The organism is Spirillospora sp. NPDC046719, assembly GCF_040645715.1.
Taxonomy (GTDB): domain Bacteria; phylum Actinomycetota; class Actinomycetes; order Streptosporangiales; family Streptosporangiaceae; genus Spirillospora.
In genome coordinates this window covers 1-16,852 of sequence record NZ_JBEYYT010000193.1, presented here as the reverse complement: position 1 = coordinate 16,852, position 16,852 = coordinate 1, and the positions used below count along the sequence as shown (strand labels likewise).

Here is a 16,852-nt window from a genome sequence, read left to right as displayed (position 1 = left end):
GTCGGCCGCGGGTCTAGATGTCGACCGAACTCGACCACGACACTCGGAGTGTCTGATGTCCGATTCTTTCCAGACGGCGGTCGTGACCGGTGCCGGCCGCGGCTTCGGGCGGGCGATCGCCACCGCGCTCGTCGCGGCCGGCACCGGTGTCGTCGGCATCGCCCGCGACGAGCGGGAACTGCATGCCGTCAGCGAGGAACTGGGGGAGGGGTTCACCCCGGTCGCGGCCGACGCCACCGACGAGGCGCTCGCTCATAGCACGATCCGCGAACACCGGCCGGACCTGCTCGTCCTCAACGCCGGAGTCATGCCGCACATGGCGCCCGTGCACGAGCAGACCTGGGAGACCTTCAGCCGCAACTGGCACGTCGACACCCGGCACGTCTTCACCTGGACGCGGGCGGCGCTGCTCGAACCGCTGGCCCCGGGCAGCGCGGTCGTCGCGATGTCCAGCGGGGCGGTCGTGGCCGGGTCCCCGCTCAGCGGAGGGTATGCCGGCGCCAAGGCCGCGATCCGGTACATCAGCGGTTACGCCGCCGAGGAGTCGGACAGGGCCGGGCTCGGCATCCGCTTCGTCGCGCTGCTCCCGCAGCTCACGCCGGCGACCGGACTCGGCGCGCAGGCGGTCGCCGACTACGCGGAGCGCCAGGGCGTCGACCAGGACGCCTTCACCCGCGGTCTCCAGCCGATCCTCACCCCGGAGCAGGTCGCCAAGGCGGTCATGGACGTCGCCGGCGACCGCGGCGGCGCCCCGGCCTATCTGGTCGCCGGTGCCGGGACACGCCCGCTCCACTGAGCGTCTGCTGAGCAACAGGGAGAACAAGCCTTGATGGGCAGATTCGACGGCCGGGTCGCCGTCGTCACCGGCGGAGGCAGCGGCATCGGTCTGGCGACGGCGAAACGGTTCCGCCAGGAAGGCGCCCGGGTCGCCATCTCGGGACGTGACGAGGAGCGGCTCCACCGGGCCGCCACCGTGATCGGCGACGGCGTCCTCACCGTCGCGGCGGACGTCGGTCGGCTCCAGGAGATCGATCTGCTCTTCTCCACCGTCGTGAAGGAACTCGGCCCGATCGACGTGCTTTTCGTCAACGCCGGGTTCAAGGGGTTCCAGGCGCTTCACGAGTCGACGGAAGAGTTCTTCGACGAGGCCTTCGGCGTCAACGCGAAGGGCGCCTTCTTCACCTTGCAGAAATCGGTCCCGCATCTGAGCGACGGAGCCTCCGTCATTCTGTGCGGCTTGGCCCCGGTCGACCCGGCTTGGCGAAGGCCCGGAACCAGCGTTTACACCGCGTCCAAGGCCGCCCTGCGATCGTTCACCCGTAGCGCGGCGGCCGAACTCGCGCCGCGGCGGATCCGTGTGAACGCCGTGAGCCCCGGCCCGATCGACGTGTCCGACTCCAGCCGAGGCCCTCTGCCGCGCGGGTCGGCGGAGCGGATGAGCCGGATGGCCGACGCGGCCCCGATGAAGCGGCTCGGCGGACCTGAGGAAGTGGCCGGCGTCGTCGCCTTTCTCGCCTCCGGCGACGCCTCCTACATCACCGGTCAGGAGATCATCGTGGACGGCGGCCTGTCGTGACGGCGCCCGGTCGGCGGGAGGCGCCGACCGGGCACCGGCGGGACGCCCTGTCTCAGGCGGCCTTCTTCCACTCGATGATCTGGAGGTAGTTCCCGTCCGGGTCGGCGAACGTGCCGAACCTGCCCTTCTCCCGGTCCGCGACCGAGATCCATTTCACGCCGGCCGCGTTCAGTTGGGCCTCCACCGCGTCGAAGTCGTCGACGTGGAAGTTGATGATCGTGCGGCCCGGCTGGTCGTTCTCCGCCTCGACGTCGTCGCGCCCGTCGATGACCAGCAGGAAGCCGCCCAGATCGATCGCGCCCTCGCCGGCGGACTCCGGCGCCAGCGCCTTGACGTACCATTCCCGCAGTTCGGCGGGACGGGTCGTGCCGAGCAGCATGCTGCCGGGTTTCAGCGTTGCCATGTCGAATCTCCTCGCCAGGTGATCGGGGATCGCGGTAGGGGCCGTCGCCATTCGACGCGTCCCGCTCGGTGGGCGCTCATGCTCCGGTATTCGCCGACTTGACCTCGACGAGGATCACGTTCACCTCGCCGGCCAGCAGCTCCCAGGCGTGTTCGAAGGCGTTCTCCTGCCAGACGACCGCGCCGGGGTTCAGATCCACGATCTGCGTCGTCCCGTCCGCCCAGGTCACCTTCTGCCGCCCGGAGCCGAGGTTGACCACGAGCATCGGGAGATGCGAGTGCATCTCGTTCTTCCAGCCGTGAGAGGCCCGCGCCTGGATCACCCGAACGTGCTCGTTGTCGAACAGGACTTGATGCGCATCGGGATCGACGATCGTCGCATGTCGGTACCGCTCGGCCGAGGCCGGGCCCTCGTCCGGAAGTGCATCGCTCATCGCAGGCTCCTGTCTGCCGGATTGCGCTCGTCGCGCGACCTTGCCGCCGCTGAACCTCGCTGGTTCCGGCAGGTCGCCCGCCAACCATAGCCACGGCAGGTTGTAAAAAACAACTAGAAAGAGTTGTTTTTCAGAACCGAGGCTAGGATCGGAGTGGAGACAAGGAGGGGGTGGCCGTGCCGACCAGCCGCAGTTACCGGGACTCATGTGGGATGGCCCGGGCTCTCGACGTCGTCGGAGAGCGGTGGGCGCTGCTGGTCGTCCGGGAGCTGCTCCTGGTGCCTCAGCGCTTCTCCGAGCTCCGGCACGCTCTGCCCAACGCCAGCTCGAACCTGCTCGCCGACCGGCTCCGGGAACTGGAGCAGCACGGGGTGGTCCATCGCCGCAGGCTGGGGGCGACGTCGGGACCGCAGGTCTACGAGCTGACCGAGTGGGGCCGCAGGCTGGAGCCGGTCGTCCTGGCGCTGAGCGAGTGGGGGATCGACGCCCCCAGCCCACCGGAGCCGAGCTCCCTCAGCGCCACCTCGGTGCTGCTGTTCCTGCGCGTCGGCGTCCGTCCCGACCCGGCGGCGCCGCCGATCGTCTGCCGCCTCGATCTCGACGGCTCGGTCTGGACGGTCCGCGTGGAGTCCGGAGAGGTCCACGTGCAGAGCGGCGAACCGGCCAGGGCCGACATCTCGCTCCGCACGGACCCCAAGACGCTCGGCGGCCTGCTGGCGGCCCCGGCCTCGCTCGACGCGGCGCTCGCCGAAGGAAGGCTGGCCTTCGTGGGCGACCTTCCGACCCTCAACCGGCTGCTGTACGGAGACGCCGCCCGCGCTGACCGCCCATGACCTTGGATGCCGCACCGGCGGTCGGCGATGCTCGGCGCGTGCGAGGAGTTCAGGTGTTTCCAGCGCCGGGATTCGTGCCGGCCGCGCAGGCCGTGCCGTAACCGGGCAGGTCGCCGCCCAGGGCCGCCGCCGCCAGGAAGCGTTCGGTGACCGCCCGGTGCTCGCCCGGCGTGGGCCGGAACCGCGGGCGGCGCCCTCGGACGTGCCGCCGGGCCCGGTACGCCATCTGCTGGACCGCCCGTTCGGTGCGTCCGACGATGGCCGCGATCTCCGCGTGCGCGAAGCCGAACACGTCGTGCAGCAGGAACACCGCGCGCTCGGTGGGGGACAGGGTCTCCAGGACGACCAGCAGGCCCGCCGCCACCGCGTCGACCGGGCGCGGCTCCCCGGAGGCGCCGTTCGGCGGGCCGGCGGGACGGTCCTCGTCGATGGTCACTTCGCGCCGCGCCCGTATCCTGCGGAGCTCGTCGATCGCCTGCCGGGTCACCAGCCGGAACAGGTACGCGCCGGGGTCGGCGACCGTGCCGTGGTCCACCCGGCTCCAGCGGAGCCATGCCTCCTGAAGGACGTCGTCGGCATCCGCCCGGTTTCCGAGCATCCGGTACGCCGCCGCCCACAGCGCGGCCCGGCGCTTCTCGAACAGTTCGCCCGCCGTGTCCATCGCGCCCTCCCGTCCAGGTCCCTCATCAGCAAGACGGTTCGGCGGGCGCCGACGTCACGCGTGACGCCAGAGGATTTCCATCCGTCGTACCGAGTGGACATCGCCCGGCGACCCGAAAGGCGTGACATGACATCGACCCCACTCTCCGACCAGAACCGGCGGTTCGTCCTGGAGGCCGTGTCGCGGTTCGGCGCGGGCGACATCGCCGGCTTCACCGACCTGCTGGGCGAGGGTTTCGTCTCGCACAACCCCCGCGTGGCGCACGATCCCGCGGCGCAGTCCGGGCGCCAGGCGTTCGCGGACTTCCTGAGCGGGCCCGGCGGCGCGCACCTGCGGGACGCGACCGTAGCGGTCGAGCACGTCCTCGCCGACGGCGACCTGGTCGCCGTGCACACCCACGTGGCCACCCCGCGGGGCGACCTCGCGACGGTCGACATCTTCCGCGTCGACGCCGGCGAGATCGTCGAGCACTGGGACGTCGTCCAACCGGTCCCCGACGAGGTGCTCCACCCGCACGGGATGTTCTGACCGCCGCCGCGGATCGAACCGGACGCGAGGCCCTCGCCTCCCGCGGGCCGCTCCCTACAAGCCGCTCCCTACAAGGAGCCGAGCGCGTGGCCCGTCGTCGCGTCGACGTGGTCCGGGACGGCGTCATGGCGGTCGCCGACCGAGGGCGTCCCGGACGGCTCGAACAACAGGATCGCGGCCCCGCCGGGAGCGGACGGCCTGTGCTCGGTGCCGCGCGGGACGGTGAAGACCGCGCCCCGGGGCAGCCGGACCGTCCGCTCCCCGTCGGGGCCGCGCAGGGCGATGTGCAGTTCCCCGTCGAGCACCAGGAAGAACTCGTCGGTGTCGTCATGGACGTGCCAGATGTGCTCGCCCTCGACCTTGGCGACGCGCACGTCATAGTCGTTGACGCGCGTGACGATACGGGGGCTCCACAGCGCGTCGAAGGAGGCCAGGGCCTGGGCGAGGTCGATGGGTCCGTTGCTCATGCATCGCATCCTGGCGGCCCGGGCGCCCCCGGCGTGAGTGCTAGGAATAGCACATGGCGCAAGGATCCTCGCAAGCCCGCGGCGCGGCGACCCCGCACAAGGTCGTCGTGATCGTGGACGAGAACTCCAACCCCTTCGAGCTGGGCTGCGCGACCGAGGTCTTCGGCCTGCGCAGGCCGGAGCTCGGCCGCGACCTCTACGACTTCCGGCTGTGCTCGCCCGAGCCCCGCACGCCGATGCGGGACGGGTTCTTCACCCTCACCGGCGTCGCCGGCCTGGACGCGGCCGAAGCGGCGGACACCGTGATCGTGCCCAACCGTCCCGACGTCGAAGTGCCGCGCCGGCCCGCGGTGCTCGACGCGATCCGGCGGGCACACGCGCGCGGCGCGCGCCTGGTCGGCTTCTGCAGCGGCGCGTTCACGCTGGCCGAGGCCGGGGTCCTCGACGGGCGCCGCGCCACCGCGCACTGGCAGTGGGCCGAGGACTTCCGGGCCCGCTTCCCGTCCGTCCGGCTGGAGACCGACGTGCTGTTCGTGGACGACGGCGACGTCCTCACCGCCGCGGGGAGCGCCGCCGCGCTCGACCTCGGCCTGTACATCGTCCGCCGCGACCACGGCGCGGAGGTCGCCAACGCGGTGAGCCGGCGGCTGGTGTTCGCCGCGCACCGCGACGGCGGGCAGCGGCAGTTCGTGGAGCGGCCCGTGCCCGACGCGCCCGACGAGTCCCTCGCGCCCGTCCTCGCCTGGGCCCAGGAGCGCCTGGACGCCCCGCTCACGGTGTCCGATCTCGCGGCGCGCGCCGCGGTCAGCCCGGCCACGCTGCACCGCCGCTTCCGGGCGCAGTTGGGCACGACGCCGCTCGGATGGCTGACGGGGGAGCGGCTCGGCCTGGCGTGCCGCATGATCGAGCGGGGCGAGTCGCGGTTCGAGCGGGTCGCGCGGTACAGCGGGCTGGGCACCGCCGCCAACCTGCGCGCGCTGATGCGCCGCAAGATCGGGCTCACCCCGCTGGAGTACCGGCGCCGCTTCGGCCCGGGCACGGGCGCCGACGCCGGTGGCGCCCCGTCGACGGCGGGGGCTCAGCCGCGCCCTTCGAGGTAGCCGGCGATCGACTCGGCGAGGACGGCGCGCGCCTCGTCGATGTCGGTCCAGGTGCTCAGGTTCTGCTCCAGGTAGAGGCCGTGGACGGCGGCCGGCAGGAGGTGGCGTACGCGCTCCAGCCGGTAGGCGTCGACGACGAGCCCGCGGAAGGCCCGCGCGTAGGCGCGCCGCCAGTGGCGGTCCCAGAGGGCGAGCTGCGCGGTCGTCCGCGGGTAGGCGCCGGCCAGCTCGGCGGTGTTGCGGGGCAGCAGGCCGCGCAGCGTCGCCACCGCCCGGCCGGGGGTGGAGTCGAGACCCGACCAGAGGGCGTCGACGATCCGGGTCATCCGTTCGGTGACGGACCCGTCGTCCATCTCCTTCCACGGCAGCATCTCGCCCCGGCCCGCCAGTTCCTGGAGGACCGCGGCCCAGAGCCCGTCGACGCCGCCGAACTGGTGCTGGACCGTGCCCCAGGTGACGCCCGCGCGTTTCGCGACGAGGTTGGCGCTGACCTCACCGCCGCGCTCGCCGTCGGCGAGCACATCGATCGCGGTCCCGATCACCCGGGCGCGGGTCTCCAGGCCGCGCCGGTTGAGCCGGGCCCCTCTCGCGTTGACGGGCGCGCCGGTGGCGCCGCGGCTCGCCGGGTCACCCGCCTCCGCCGCCCGGTCGGTCGAGGGCTCGGTCACGAGGTGATTGTAGATCGGACGGCGTGGCCGACGAGGCCGTACCGACGAAAGAGACATAGATGTATCTATGTGATCCTTGTTGGCGCTCGTGGTTCCGGTATACGGTCGGCGCATGACGAGCCGCCGTTCCTTTCCCGAAGAATCCGCGGTGGGCGTCGGCGGCTTCGTCCGCGAAGACACGCCGACCGCCGAGGTGGACCGCCGGGAAGCGGTGAAGGCGTCGCTGACCGGGACCGTGCGCGAGCTGATCGACGCCACGATCCGGACGACCGTCGACGACGACGAGGTGCACCGGATCCGCGACGACCTCGCCGCGCTCGTCGCGCGGCTGCGCGCCGCCCAGCTCCCCGGTCCCGCCGGCATCCGGTACAACGGCGAGCTCCGGTCCTGGAACTGGGGCAATGCCGTGATGGGCGCCGCGAACGCGATCGCCCCGCCCCTGCGCGTGGTGCACGATTCGTCGGGATGCCACGCCGACGTGGTCCTCGGCGCGGCGTACGAGGGGCCTCCCGGGCTGGTGCACGGGGGAGTCTCCGCGATGCTTCTCGACCACATCATGGGGGAGGCGGCGTCCGCGATGCGCCGCACGGCCTTCACCGGGACGCTCACCATGCGCTACCGGCGCGGGACTCCGCTCGGCCCGCTCCGCCTCGAAGCGGGCATCGTCCGCGAGGAGGGGCGCAAGGTGTTCGTGGCCGGGTCGATCTCGGACGCCGGCGGGGTGACCGTCGAGGCCGACGGGGTGTTCATCCAGCCGGTGGGGGCGCCGACGGCTGACGGGCGCTAGCTCATCGAGCCGGACGAGTACATAGAGGTGACTATGTCTCTGGCTGCCGGTGGTTCCCGCAGTGAGTTCTCCGGAGGAGGGGCTCCATGAGGTCGCTCGCGGAGGGGAGCGTCGCCGTCGTCACCGGGTCGTCCCGCGGCATCGGCCTGGAGGTGGCCCGCGCGCTGGCGGGCGCGGGAGCGTCCGTCGTGATCAACGGACGTGATCCGGCGGCCGTCGGCGATGCCGTCGCCGAGCTGGGCGCATCGGCACGGGCCGTCGGCGTGGCCGGTTCCGCCGCGGACCCCGGCGTGGTCGAGTCGCTGGTCCGTGCGGCGCGGGACCTCGGCACCCCCGACATCCTCGTCAACTGCGCGGGCACCGCCGAGCCTCCCGGGTCCTCGATCCTGGACATCTCCGTGGAGGCCTGGCGCGAGCTCATCGATGTCCACCTCCACGCGACGTTCCTGACCTGCCGGGCGTTCGCTCCGCTCATGGTCGAGGCGGGACGGGGCTGGATCGTGAACACCAGCTCGCACGCGTTCACCGGGGCCTTCGGAGGGACCGGCTACCCGGCGGGCAAGGGAGCCGTGAACAGCCTGACCTACGCGCTGGCGGCAGAGCTGCGGGAACACGGCGTCCGGGTGAACGCGGTCTGCCCCGGCGCCGAGACGCGCCTGTCGAGCGGCCCGGACTATGAGGCCGGCATCGAACGGCTGCACCGGCGGGGCATCCTGGACGACCTCATGCACTCCGGAGCGCTGGCGCCGCCTCCCGCCGAGTACGTCGCCCAGCTCTACGTCTTCCTCGCGAGCACCGAGTCGCCCGACGTCACGGGACGGGTGTTCGCCGGTGCGGGCGGGTACATCGGGGAGTTCCCGCGTCCGGTCGAGCGGTACCTCACCTGGCGGGACCATGGCACCTCCCCACCTTGGACCCCGGACGAGATCGCCGCGACGGTGACCGGGGATCAGTGAAGGCGGCTCCGAGCGGCGGGCGTCGGCGAACCCCGAGCGCGCGCGGGCCGCGTGTGGGCGGGGCTGGGCTCAGGCGACTGGGGCGATAACGGATCGCGTGTGGCGGTCGCCCGCTGGCACGCTGCCCCCATGGAACGCGCGGAAGTACTCCTCATCGGAGGACGAGCCGGTGTCGGCAAGACCACGGTGGGGTGGGAGGTCTCGGCGCTGCTGCGCTCCGAGGCGGTCGCTCACGCGATCATCGATGGTGACTTCATGGGCCAGGTGCATCCGGCTCCGGAAGGCGACCCGCACCGCGAGGAGATCACCGAGATCAACCTGACCGCCGTGTGGGCCAACTTCGCCCGGCGCGGCTACCGGCGCCTGGTCTATACGAACACCGCGAGCGTGCTGCCGGAGGCGACGGGCATGTTCGAGCGTGCCATGGGGGCCGGAGTGCGGATCGTGCGGGTCCTGCTCACCGCCTCCGACGAGACCGCACGCGAACGGCTGGTGGGACGGGAACTCGGCTCGGAGTTGGAGCAGGAGCTGGAAGGAGGTGTCCGCAAGGCCCGGGTCCTGGACCGGCGAGCTCCCGCGGGGACCGTGCGGGTGGCGACGGACGGGCGGCTCGTCGCCGACATCGCGCGGGAGGTCGTCGCCGCCACCGGATGGGCCGGACCCCACGCCGCTCACTGATCATGATCATTGAATGGCCGGTCCGGGAACGGCACGGCCACCGGTGATCACCAGTAGGCGGAGGCGTCTATCGCGCGAGGAGATCGCCTGTCAGGACGCGGTCGAGCGCTGCCCGGCCCGCGGGTCCCCATGCCGGCTTGCCGCCGGGAAGGCCCTGGTCGCCGTTCCGGCCCATCAGCATGAGGAACAGGCTTTTCAGGGCGGCCAGCCCGCGGGCGCGCCGGATCGTCGCCTCGTCGGCTCGCGCGTACGCGTCGAAGAAGCGTGCGGCGGTGCCGGCGGGAAGGATCACCCATGCCGCCGCGAGGTCCCACGCCGGGTCGCCGGCGAACACGGCGTCGAAGTCGATGACGCCCGAGAGCGTCCCGTCCGAGACGACGACGTTGGCGGGATGCAGGTCGCCGTGCACCCAGACCGGCGGACCGTCCCACTCGGGCGCCGCGACGGCGTCGTCCCAGACGGCCCGGACGCCGTCGGCGAGGCCGTCGGGGACGACGGCGTGGAAGAAGCGGTCGAAGCCGTCCGTGCACTTCTTGGGGTGGTCGCCGCGGTCCTGGCTGATCGGCGCGTCTTCGGGCGCCTGCGCGTGGAGTGCCTTGAGGAAATCCGCGAGGGCGTCGGCCGCGTGGTCGCCGCGGCTGATCGAGCCCTGGTCCAGCGGCTCGCCGGGGACCCACGTCATGATCGTCCAGGGCTTGGGGAAGCGGGCGGACGGTTCACCCACCCGGACAGGGATCGGGACCGGGAGCGGCAGGCGCGGGGCCAGGACGGGCAGCCACCGGCACTCCTTGCGCAGTAGTTCCGGGGCACCTGCCGTACGCGGCATGCGCACGGCCAACTCGTCCCCGAGGCGCCACATCTGGTTGCCCCACCCGCCCGCTACTTCGCGGACGGCCAGCCCTGCGAGGTCCGGATGCTGCTCTTGCAGCAACTCACGCACCAGGTCCGCGCTGATCTCGATCTCGATCTCGGAGTCGGCCACAGAGTCACGGTACTGGCGCAGCCACCGGCTCCGGCCACGCGCGGTCGGTCGCCCGCAAGGCCGGACCGGGGGGACGGGTCTGGCCCGCCCCCCGTCCGGATCGGTCAGCGGACGATCTTCGCCGCGGCCTTGCGGCGCGTGACGGGCTCCGCGAGCCGCTGCTCGTCGCAGGCCTTCTGGAGGATGTCGAGGGTCTCGTCGAGCCCGGGACCGAGCGGCGGGTGCGGGTCGAACGTCGCCGGCAGGTGGCGCATGCCCTGGATGACGCCGATCGTCTCGTAGTGCACGGTGCCGTCCGGATCGCAGCGGTAGCCGGGCATGCGGTCCAGCACCTGCACGATCATGCGCTTGAACACGGTGCGCGCGACGTTCGAGCCGATGCACCGGTGGATGCCGAGGCCGAACGCGTGGTGCCGGTTCCCGGAGCGTTCGAGGTCGATCCGGTCGGGCTCGGCGAACACCGACGGGTCCCGGTTGGCCATGGCCCAGGACAGCCAGACGCGCTCGCCCTCCTTGAAGCGCGTCCCGGCGATCTCGCAGTCCTCGGAGAACGTGCGGGCGTCCCCGGGGGCCGGGGTGAAGTAGCGCAGGAACTCCTCGGTGGCCGAGTCCAGCAGGGTGTCGCGCTCGCGCGACAGCCGCTCCCGCTCGTCCGGGTTGTCCGACAGCCACTCCAGCGCGTGCGCGGTCAGCGCGGTCGTCGTGTCGAACCCGCCGCCGATGACGAGGGCGAGCACGCCGAGCAGTTCCAGGTCGTCCGGCCTCGCGCCGTTGATCTCGGCGCGCACCAGCGCGTCGATCATGCCGGGGCGGGGGTCCTCCCGGATCGCGCCCATCTCCTGGAACAGGTCGGAGAAGCAGGCGCCCTGCTGCTCGCGGACCAGGGCCATCTCCGGCGAGTTCGGCGGCGTGTACACGGCGGCGTGGGTCGGTTCGCTGTACAGCGCCCACCTCTTCACCGGCACGCCGAGCATCGCCAGGGTGAGGACGGCGGGCACGATGTTCGCCAGGTCGTCGACGAAGTCGATGGTCCCGCTCTCGGACCGCTCGTCCAGGCAGGCGCGCACCACCTCGTCGACGAACGGGATCCAGCGGCTCACGGCGGCGGGGGACAGGTAGGGGTTCAGCGCCTGCCGGTAGTGGCGCTGCTCGGGCGGGTCCATCTCCAGGAAGCCGCCCCGCACCGGCGGCGCCGGGTCCGGGGCCGGGATGGTGATGCCCTTGTAGCCGCGCCGCTCCCCCTTCACGTCGTGGTCGTTCGACAGCTTGTCGGCGGACCGGGCGAGCTCGAACACCTCCGCGGCGCCGGCGGCCACCCAGTGCCCGTCGTAGGTGTCCGACCAGGCGATCGGGCACTTCTGCTGCATCTCACGGGTGATCGAGGTGAACTGCCGGCGGTACTCCGGGGTGTGCCGGTCGAACTCGTAGCGGTTCTTCTTGCGGGCCTCGTCGTCCACGCTCACGACGTCGTCCTCTCTGAGGCGGCGGGCGATCCCAGGGGGTAGAACTTACTTTTCAATTGCGAGAACAATACTCTCATCCGTGAGCGCCCGGTAGGTCCGCCGTCCCGCCTTCGCGGGCCTCGGGTGGGGTCGTCGCGGCACGAAGGTCTCCCAGGTGCCGTGCGCTGAGCTCTTGAAGTTCCTGTTCTCATTCAAGAGAATGAGGTTTTCAGACTGGAGGAGGCGGGATGGGAAACCAGCGCGACGCCGGAGCGGCGGCGGGATCCGCCGCACGCGCGGAGCGGACGAGGCGACTGCTGATCGGCGGCCGCCTGGTCGAGGGGGAGCGGACGTACCCGTCGCTCGACCCGGCCACCGGAAAGGTCATCGGGCACGCCCCCGACGCCACGCCCGCCCAGGCCGAGGCCGCCGTCGCCGCGGCCCGCCGCGCGTTCGACACCACGGCCTGGCCGACCGACGCCGCTCTCCGCGTCCGCTGCCTGGAGCAGCTGTACCAGGTGCTCGCCGAGCACAAGGAGGACCTGCGGGAGCTGACGATCGCCGACACCGGGTCGCCCCGCATCGTCACCCACGGCGCGGGACTGGACGAGCCGCTGGAGATCGTCCGCTACTACGCGGGGCTCCTGCGGGACCAGTCCTTCACCGAGGACCTCGGCGAGATCGAGGCCCGGGGCCGGCGGCACCGCCGGTGGGTGGAGAAGGAGGCCGCCGGGGTCGTCGCCGCGATCACCGCGTACAACTACCCCAACCAGCTCGCCCTGGCCAAGCTGGCGCCGGCGCTCGCCGCCGGGTGCACGGTCGTGCTGAAGGGCGCGCCGGACACGCCGCTGGTGACGCTGGCGCTGGCCGAGCTGATCGCCGAGCGCACCGACATCCCGGCCGGCGTGGTCAACGTCCTCACCTCCGCGGGGCCGGCGGCCGGCGAGGTCATGACCACCCATCCGGACGTGGACGTCGTCACCTTCACCGGGTCCACCGCCACCGGCCGCAAGATCATGGCCGCGGCGAGCGGGACCGTGAAGCGGGTCTTCCTCGAACTCGGCGGCAAGTCCGCGATGGTCGTCCTCGACGACGCCGACCTCGACCTGACCGCGATGGCCGCGGCCTTCACCATCTGCTCGCACGCCGGGCAGGGATGCGCGATCACCTCCCGGCTGCTGGTGCGGCGCGACCAGCACGACGCGATGGTGGAGCGGGTCGCCGCCCAGCTCGCCGGGATCCGCTACGGGGACCCGCGCGATCCGAACACCTACATGGGGCCGTTGATCAGTGAGCGGCAGCGGGAGAAGGTGGACGGGATGGTGCGGCGTGCCGTGGAGGGAGGCGCGAAGCTGGTGACCGGCGGCGAGAAGGTCGATCCGGGGTTCTTCTACACCCCGACCTTGTTGAGCGGTGTGGATCCCGACAGCGAGATCGCGCAGGAGGAGGTGTTCGGGCCGGTCCTCGCCGTCATCGCCTACGACGACGATGACGACGCCGTCCGCATCGCCAACAACTCCGCCTACGGCCTCTCCGGAGCGGTGCACAGTGCCAGCGAGGCACGCGCCATCGCCGTGGCCCGGCGGATCCGCACCGGCACGCTCAGCATCAACGGCGGCAACTACTTCGCGCCGGACGTCCCCTTCGGCGGCTTCAAGCAGTCGGGGATCGGCCGCGAGATGGGGGCCGCCGGACTGGACGAGTTCCTGGAACGCAAGGCGTTCGCGGCCGTCGTCCCCTGAGCGAAGGCGCCACCGTATCCAGCGCCGGCCGTCCCCCGCGCCGGCGCCGACGAAAGGAACCCCCGCATGGCAGCAGACGCGGCCGCCGCCGACATCGCCTCACTCGTCCTGCGGGTGTCCGTCGGCGGCACCCTGATCGCGCACGGCTGGAACCACGCGTTCGGCGGCGGCAGGATCGAGGGCACGGCGGGCTGGTTCGAGTCCATGGGGCTGCGGCCGGGCCGGCTGCACGCCCTGATGGCGACCGGCACGGAGCTCGGCGCCGGCGTCCTGCTGCTGCTCGGGCTGCTCACCCCGCTCGCCGCCGCCGGGGCCGTCGGCACGATGGCGGTCGCGTTCATCACCGCGCACCTGCGCAACGGTTTCTTCATCTTCCGGCCCGGCCAGGGCTACGAGTACGTCGCCATGATCATCATGGTGGCGTGCGGGATCGGCGCCCTGGGCGGCGGCGCCGTGTCCCTCGACCGTGCCCTCGGGATCGACGGCGACCTCTCCGGCTGGACGGGCCTCGCGGTCACCGCCCTCGCCGGGGGCGCCGGCGCCGCCCTCCTGCTGGCCGTCTTCTGGCGTCCCGCCCGGCGGCCGGAGGAGCAGGGCGGCTGACGGCCGGGGGGCAGGGCGGCTCGGCCGCCGTGGCGGTTCAGGCGAATGAGGAGGAACATGACGAGCGAAAGCGCGGTCATCACCGGTGCGGCGGGCGGCATCGGCGCGGCGGTCGCCCGGCGCCTCGCCGCGTCCGGGACCCGATGCGTGGTGGTCGACCGCAATCCGGCGGTGCGGGAGGTGGCCGCGTCGGTCGGCGGCACCGCGGTCGTCGGCGACCTGACCGATCCGGAGCTGTCCGCGCGGGCGGTGCGGGCCGCCGGCGGGCGTCTGGACCTGCTCGTCCTCAACGCGGGGACCAACTCCGTCGACAAGGACCCCGGCACTCTCGACCTCGGCCGCTACCAGGCGGTCGTCGGCGTCAACCAGCACTCCGTCGTGTACGGGCTGCGCGCCGCGCTTCCCGTCATGCGCGGGAACGGCGGCGGGTCCATCGTCGTCACCGCGTCGCTCGCCGCTCTCCAGGGCGTCGAGCAGGACCCGATCTACACGATGACCAAGCACGCCGTCATCGGCCTGGTCCGCGCCCTGTCCGGTCCGCTGTCGCGGGAGGGGATCCGCCTCAGCGCCGTCTGCCCCGGCCTCGTCGACACGCCTCTGACCGCCGGAGCCCGCGACCGGTTCCGGGCGGCGGGCATCCCCATGCTCACCGCCGAGGAGGTCGCCGCCGCCGTCGAGGACCTCCTGCGCGACGGGGAGCCGGGCACGGAACTGGTCGTGCGCCCCGGCCGGCGGCCCGACCTCTACACGGCGGCTCCTCTGCCGTGACGCCCCGGTGCGGCCGTCAGCCTTCGACGAGGCGGCCATCGATGACGGTGAGGCGGACGGCCCTCGCGTCCGGGCCGCGCAGCGCGTCGGCGAGCGGGACGTGGAGCAGGGCCAGGTCGGCGGCCGCGCCGGGCCGGACGCCCCGGGCACGCCCGCCCGGGTCGCCGGGCGGCGTCAGGTAGGAGCGCAGGGCGGCGTACGCGGGGACGGCCTCGCCGCCGGCCACGATCGCCCCGGACCGGGTGCGGCGGCGCGCGGCGGCGTCGATCACCGCCCACGGGTCGAGGGGTCCGTAGGGCGCGTCGCTCGACACCGCGACCGGCACGCCCACGGCGGCGAGGCGGCCGCAGCGGTACAGGTCGCCGTGGTCGGCGGCCGGGACGTCGCGCAGGTAGTCGTCGCCCCGGTCGGCGATGAAGCCGGGCTGTGTGACGACGCGCAGGCCGAGCCGGGCCAGTTCCCCGATGGTCTCCGCCGGGACGAGCGCGGCGTGCTCCACGCGGTCGCCGTCGCGGACCCCGGTCTCGCCGAGCGCCGCGAGGAGGAGCAGCAGCGCCTCGCGGGTGACGCAGTGCACGGCCACGGCCCGGTCCCGCGCGCGGGCGGCCGCGATGCGGCCGGTCAGATCGTCCAGCGAGGGAAGGCCCGAATCGGCCAGGACGATCTTGTAGGGCCCGGTGGACACCCGCGGATGGCGGGGGGACGGGGCGTCGAGGGGCATGCCGAGCAGGTGCACGCGCTGGGGAAGCGCCCCTTCCTCGAACGCGGCGATCGCGCCGGCGGCGAGGTCGGGTGTGGCGTCGGTGACGCCGGTGATCCCGTACCGCGCCAGGTCGCGTCCGACGGCCTTCAGGTCCGCGGGCGGCCCGGCGGGCAGGCGGGAGCGGAGCCAGCCGTCGGCGCGCCACAGCCGGCCGGTGGGGACACCATCCGCGTCGCGTTCGATGCCGGGGTGCCGCCCCTGCGCCAGGCCCGCCTCGCGCGCCGCGGCGGAGTTGAGCGTCCACAGCGCGCCGCTGCGGTGCTGGACGCGGACGGGGACGTCGGCGCGCAGCCCGTCGAGACGCGCCGCGTCCAGGTCCCCGGCGACGCTCTCGACGTAGCCGACGCCGCGCACCCACCCGGTCTCATCGGGTGCCGCCGCGCGGAGCGCCGCCGCCAGGGCGTCGCGTCCTTCGACCTCCGGCGGTCCGCACTGCACGGACCGCCGCCACGCCCACAGGGCATGCAGATGCACATGGTGGTCCCACAGTCCCGGGAGCAGCGCGCCACCGCGGCACTCGACCACCTCGTCCGCGCCCGTGGGCGCCAGATGCGGGCCGACCTCGCCGATCCGCCCGCCTTCGACGCGGACGTGCGTCCGGAGCCGCCCGCCGATCTCGGCGTCGCGGAACAGCAGCGAGGTCACGGGCTCGTCCATGGGCTCACGGGACCGCGATCCCCAGTCCCCGCAGCACGCCGGCGGTGTCGGCGCCGGCGGCGGGCGCGTCGCCGTCCGGGGCGCGGCGCTCCGGGGAGGCGACCGGGACGAGCCCGGACCCGGTGTCGACGGCCCACCCGCCGCCGCGGCGGAGCGCCGGCGCACTGGGGAGTGGCGAACCCGGATCGAGGGTCGACGCGACCACGGCGGACATCGACACGTCCCAGAGGACGCCGCGCCCCGGCGGCGCGGCCGCCGCCAGCACGGCCGCGGTGAGCCCGGTCAGCGGGTCGGCGATCGCGTCGCCGCAGAACACGGGGGACAGGTCCGGTTCGCGGCAGACCAGCCCGGCGCCCGCCGCCACGTCGTCGCCGAAGCCGACGCGCTCGGACGCGCGGCCGTTCGCGGTGATCGAGACCCAGGTCGTCCCGGCGGCGACGGCGGCCTCGGCGTCCAGCCCCCACCGGGCGAGGGCGCGCGGGCGGGACGCCTCGATGACGATGTCGGCCGCCTCCACCAGCGCCGCCATCGCCTTGCGGCCCTCCGCGGTCGCGGGGTCCAGGACGACGGAGCGGTGGCCGCCGTGCAGGAGCCGGTAGAAGCCGGGGTCGCCGTACCGGGCCCCGTCCGGGCGGGTGGGCGTCTCGACCTTGACGACCCGCGCGCCCGCCAGGCCGAGGAGATGCGCGCAGAGCGGACCCGCCCACAGCGCGCTGAAGTCGACGACCAGCGCGTCCTTCACCGGACGGGGCGCCGCCGGGACCGGGACGCGGGGCGGCGCCGCCGCGGCCCCGCCCCCCCGCCC

The 16,852-nt window shown here is 73.2% G+C and carries 20 protein-coding genes; 11 read left to right on the top strand and 9 right to left on the bottom strand.

The annotated features are described in order from the left end of the window. Positions 1-55 precede the first annotated feature (55 nt). Positions 56-796, top strand: a complete 741-nt coding sequence (locus tag ABZ914_RS28700; RefSeq protein ID WP_500196986.1) for an SDR family oxidoreductase — start codon at positions 56-58, stop codon at positions 794-796. 33 nt (positions 797-829) lie between these two features. Beyond that, the gene (locus tag ABZ914_RS28695; protein WP_500196985.1) at positions 830-1,576 is read left to right on the top strand and encodes an SDR family NAD(P)-dependent oxidoreductase; all 747 of its coding nucleotides are present in this window, start codon (positions 830-832) and stop codon (positions 1,574-1,576) included. A 52-nt stretch (positions 1,577-1,628) separates the two neighbouring features. On the opposite strand, the gene ABZ914_RS28690 is transcribed toward ABZ914_RS28695, so the two are convergent. Together ABZ914_RS28690 and ABZ914_RS28685 are read right to left on the bottom strand one after the other, a co-directional pair. Next, positions 1,629-1,979, bottom strand: coding sequence for a VOC family protein (locus tag ABZ914_RS28690; RefSeq protein WP_500196984.1), 351 nt, complete (start codon positions 1,977-1,979; stop codon positions 1,629-1,631). A gap of 76 nt (positions 1,980-2,055) precedes the next feature. After that, a complete protein-coding gene (locus ABZ914_RS28685) occupies positions 2,056-2,412 on the bottom strand; it encodes a hypothetical protein (RefSeq protein WP_500196983.1) in 357 nt (118 codons plus the stop codon). Positions 2,413-2,624: 212 nt separating this feature from the next. Between ABZ914_RS28685 and ABZ914_RS28680 the strand changes: the two genes are divergently transcribed. Next, on the top strand, positions 2,625-3,245 hold the full coding sequence (locus ABZ914_RS28680; protein WP_500196981.1) for a winged helix-turn-helix transcriptional regulator: 621 nt from the start codon (positions 2,625-2,627) through the stop codon (positions 3,243-3,245). Between the two features lie 49 nt (positions 3,246-3,294). Here the strand turns inward: ABZ914_RS28680 and ABZ914_RS28675 are convergent, their stop codons facing one another. Continuing rightward, positions 3,295-3,906, bottom strand: a complete 612-nt coding sequence (locus tag ABZ914_RS28675; RefSeq protein ID WP_500196980.1) for a sigma-70 family RNA polymerase sigma factor — start codon at positions 3,904-3,906, stop codon at positions 3,295-3,297. Between the two features lie 126 nt (positions 3,907-4,032). Here ABZ914_RS28675 and ABZ914_RS28670 point away from each other — a divergent pair, with 126 nt between their 5' ends. After that, positions 4,033-4,434 carry a nuclear transport factor 2 family protein gene (locus ABZ914_RS28670; protein ID WP_500196978.1) on the top strand — a complete coding sequence of 134 codons (402 nt, stop codon included), beginning with the start codon at positions 4,033-4,035 and terminating at the stop codon, positions 4,432-4,434. Positions 4,435-4,502: 68 nt separating this feature from the next. On the opposite strand, the gene ABZ914_RS28665 is transcribed toward ABZ914_RS28670, so the two are convergent. Continuing rightward, positions 4,503-4,901, bottom strand: a complete 399-nt coding sequence (locus tag ABZ914_RS28665; RefSeq protein WP_500196977.1) for a cupin domain-containing protein — start codon at positions 4,899-4,901, stop codon at positions 4,503-4,505. A gap of 53 nt (positions 4,902-4,954) precedes the next feature. Between ABZ914_RS28665 and ABZ914_RS28660 the strand changes: the two genes are divergently transcribed. Next, complete coding sequence (locus ABZ914_RS28660; RefSeq protein ID WP_500196975.1) at positions 4,955-6,001, top strand: GlxA family transcriptional regulator; 1,047 nt, start codon at positions 4,955-4,957, stop codon at positions 5,999-6,001. On the opposite strand, the gene ABZ914_RS28655 is transcribed toward ABZ914_RS28660, so the two are convergent. Continuing rightward, positions 5,980-6,669, bottom strand: a complete 690-nt coding sequence (locus ABZ914_RS28655) for a TetR/AcrR family transcriptional regulator (RefSeq protein WP_500196974.1) — start codon at positions 6,667-6,669, stop codon at positions 5,980-5,982. The genes ABZ914_RS28660 and ABZ914_RS28655 overlap by 22 nt on opposite strands. Positions 6,670-6,781: 112 nt before the next feature. On the opposite strand from ABZ914_RS28655, the gene ABZ914_RS28650 reads away from it, so the two are divergent. The 3 genes from ABZ914_RS28650 (at position 6,782) to ABZ914_RS28640 (ending at position 9,090) form a co-directional block, all read left to right on the top strand. Continuing rightward, positions 6,782-7,456, top strand: coding sequence for a PaaI family thioesterase (locus tag ABZ914_RS28650; RefSeq protein WP_500196972.1), 675 nt, complete (start codon positions 6,782-6,784; stop codon positions 7,454-7,456). A gap of 86 nt (positions 7,457-7,542) precedes the next feature. Next, a complete protein-coding gene (locus ABZ914_RS28645; RefSeq protein WP_500196970.1) occupies positions 7,543-8,412 on the top strand; it encodes an SDR family NAD(P)-dependent oxidoreductase in 870 nt (289 codons plus the stop codon). 129 nt (positions 8,413-8,541) lie between these two features. Further along, positions 8,542-9,090 carry an AAA family ATPase gene (locus tag ABZ914_RS28640; RefSeq protein ID WP_500196969.1) on the top strand — a complete coding sequence of 183 codons (549 nt, stop codon included), beginning with the start codon at positions 8,542-8,544 and terminating at the stop codon, positions 9,088-9,090. Between the two features lie 67 nt (positions 9,091-9,157). Here ABZ914_RS28640 and ABZ914_RS28635 read toward each other — a convergent pair whose 3' ends face one another. Further along, positions 9,158-10,072 (bottom strand): aminoglycoside phosphotransferase family protein, encoded by a 915-nt coding sequence (locus tag ABZ914_RS28635; protein WP_500196967.1) that lies wholly within the window; start codon positions 10,070-10,072, stop codon positions 9,158-9,160. Between the two features lie 104 nt (positions 10,073-10,176). Then, positions 10,177-11,535: a cytochrome P450 gene (locus ABZ914_RS28630; protein ID WP_500196966.1), complete on the bottom strand. Its 1,359-nt coding sequence runs from the start codon at positions 11,533-11,535 to the stop codon at positions 10,177-10,179. A 227-nt stretch (positions 11,536-11,762) separates the two neighbouring features. Here ABZ914_RS28630 and ABZ914_RS28625 point away from each other — a divergent pair, with 227 nt between their 5' ends. The 3 genes from ABZ914_RS28625 to ABZ914_RS28615 all read left to right on the top strand — a co-directional run bounded on the left by ABZ914_RS28625 (position 11,763) and on the right by ABZ914_RS28615 (position 14,627). Beyond that, a complete protein-coding gene (locus ABZ914_RS28625; RefSeq protein WP_500196965.1) occupies positions 11,763-13,256 on the top strand; it encodes an aldehyde dehydrogenase family protein in 1,494 nt (497 codons plus the stop codon). A 66-nt stretch (positions 13,257-13,322) separates the two neighbouring features. Further along, a complete protein-coding gene (locus ABZ914_RS28620; protein ID WP_500196963.1) occupies positions 13,323-13,859 on the top strand; it encodes a DoxX family protein in 537 nt (178 codons plus the stop codon). A gap of 57 nt (positions 13,860-13,916) precedes the next feature. Further along, positions 13,917-14,627, top strand: a complete 711-nt coding sequence (locus ABZ914_RS28615; RefSeq protein WP_500196962.1) for an SDR family oxidoreductase — start codon at positions 13,917-13,919, stop codon at positions 14,625-14,627. Between the two features lie 16 nt (positions 14,628-14,643). On the opposite strand, the gene ABZ914_RS28610 is transcribed toward ABZ914_RS28615, so the two are convergent. After that, positions 14,644-16,047 (bottom strand): amidohydrolase family protein, encoded by a 1,404-nt coding sequence (locus ABZ914_RS28610; protein WP_500196960.1) that lies wholly within the window; start codon positions 16,045-16,047, stop codon positions 14,644-14,646. Between the two features lie 4 nt (positions 16,048-16,051). Further along, the coding region (locus tag ABZ914_RS28605) for a CoA transferase (protein ID WP_500196959.1) at positions 16,052-16,852 on the bottom strand (801 nt) is incomplete at its 5' end.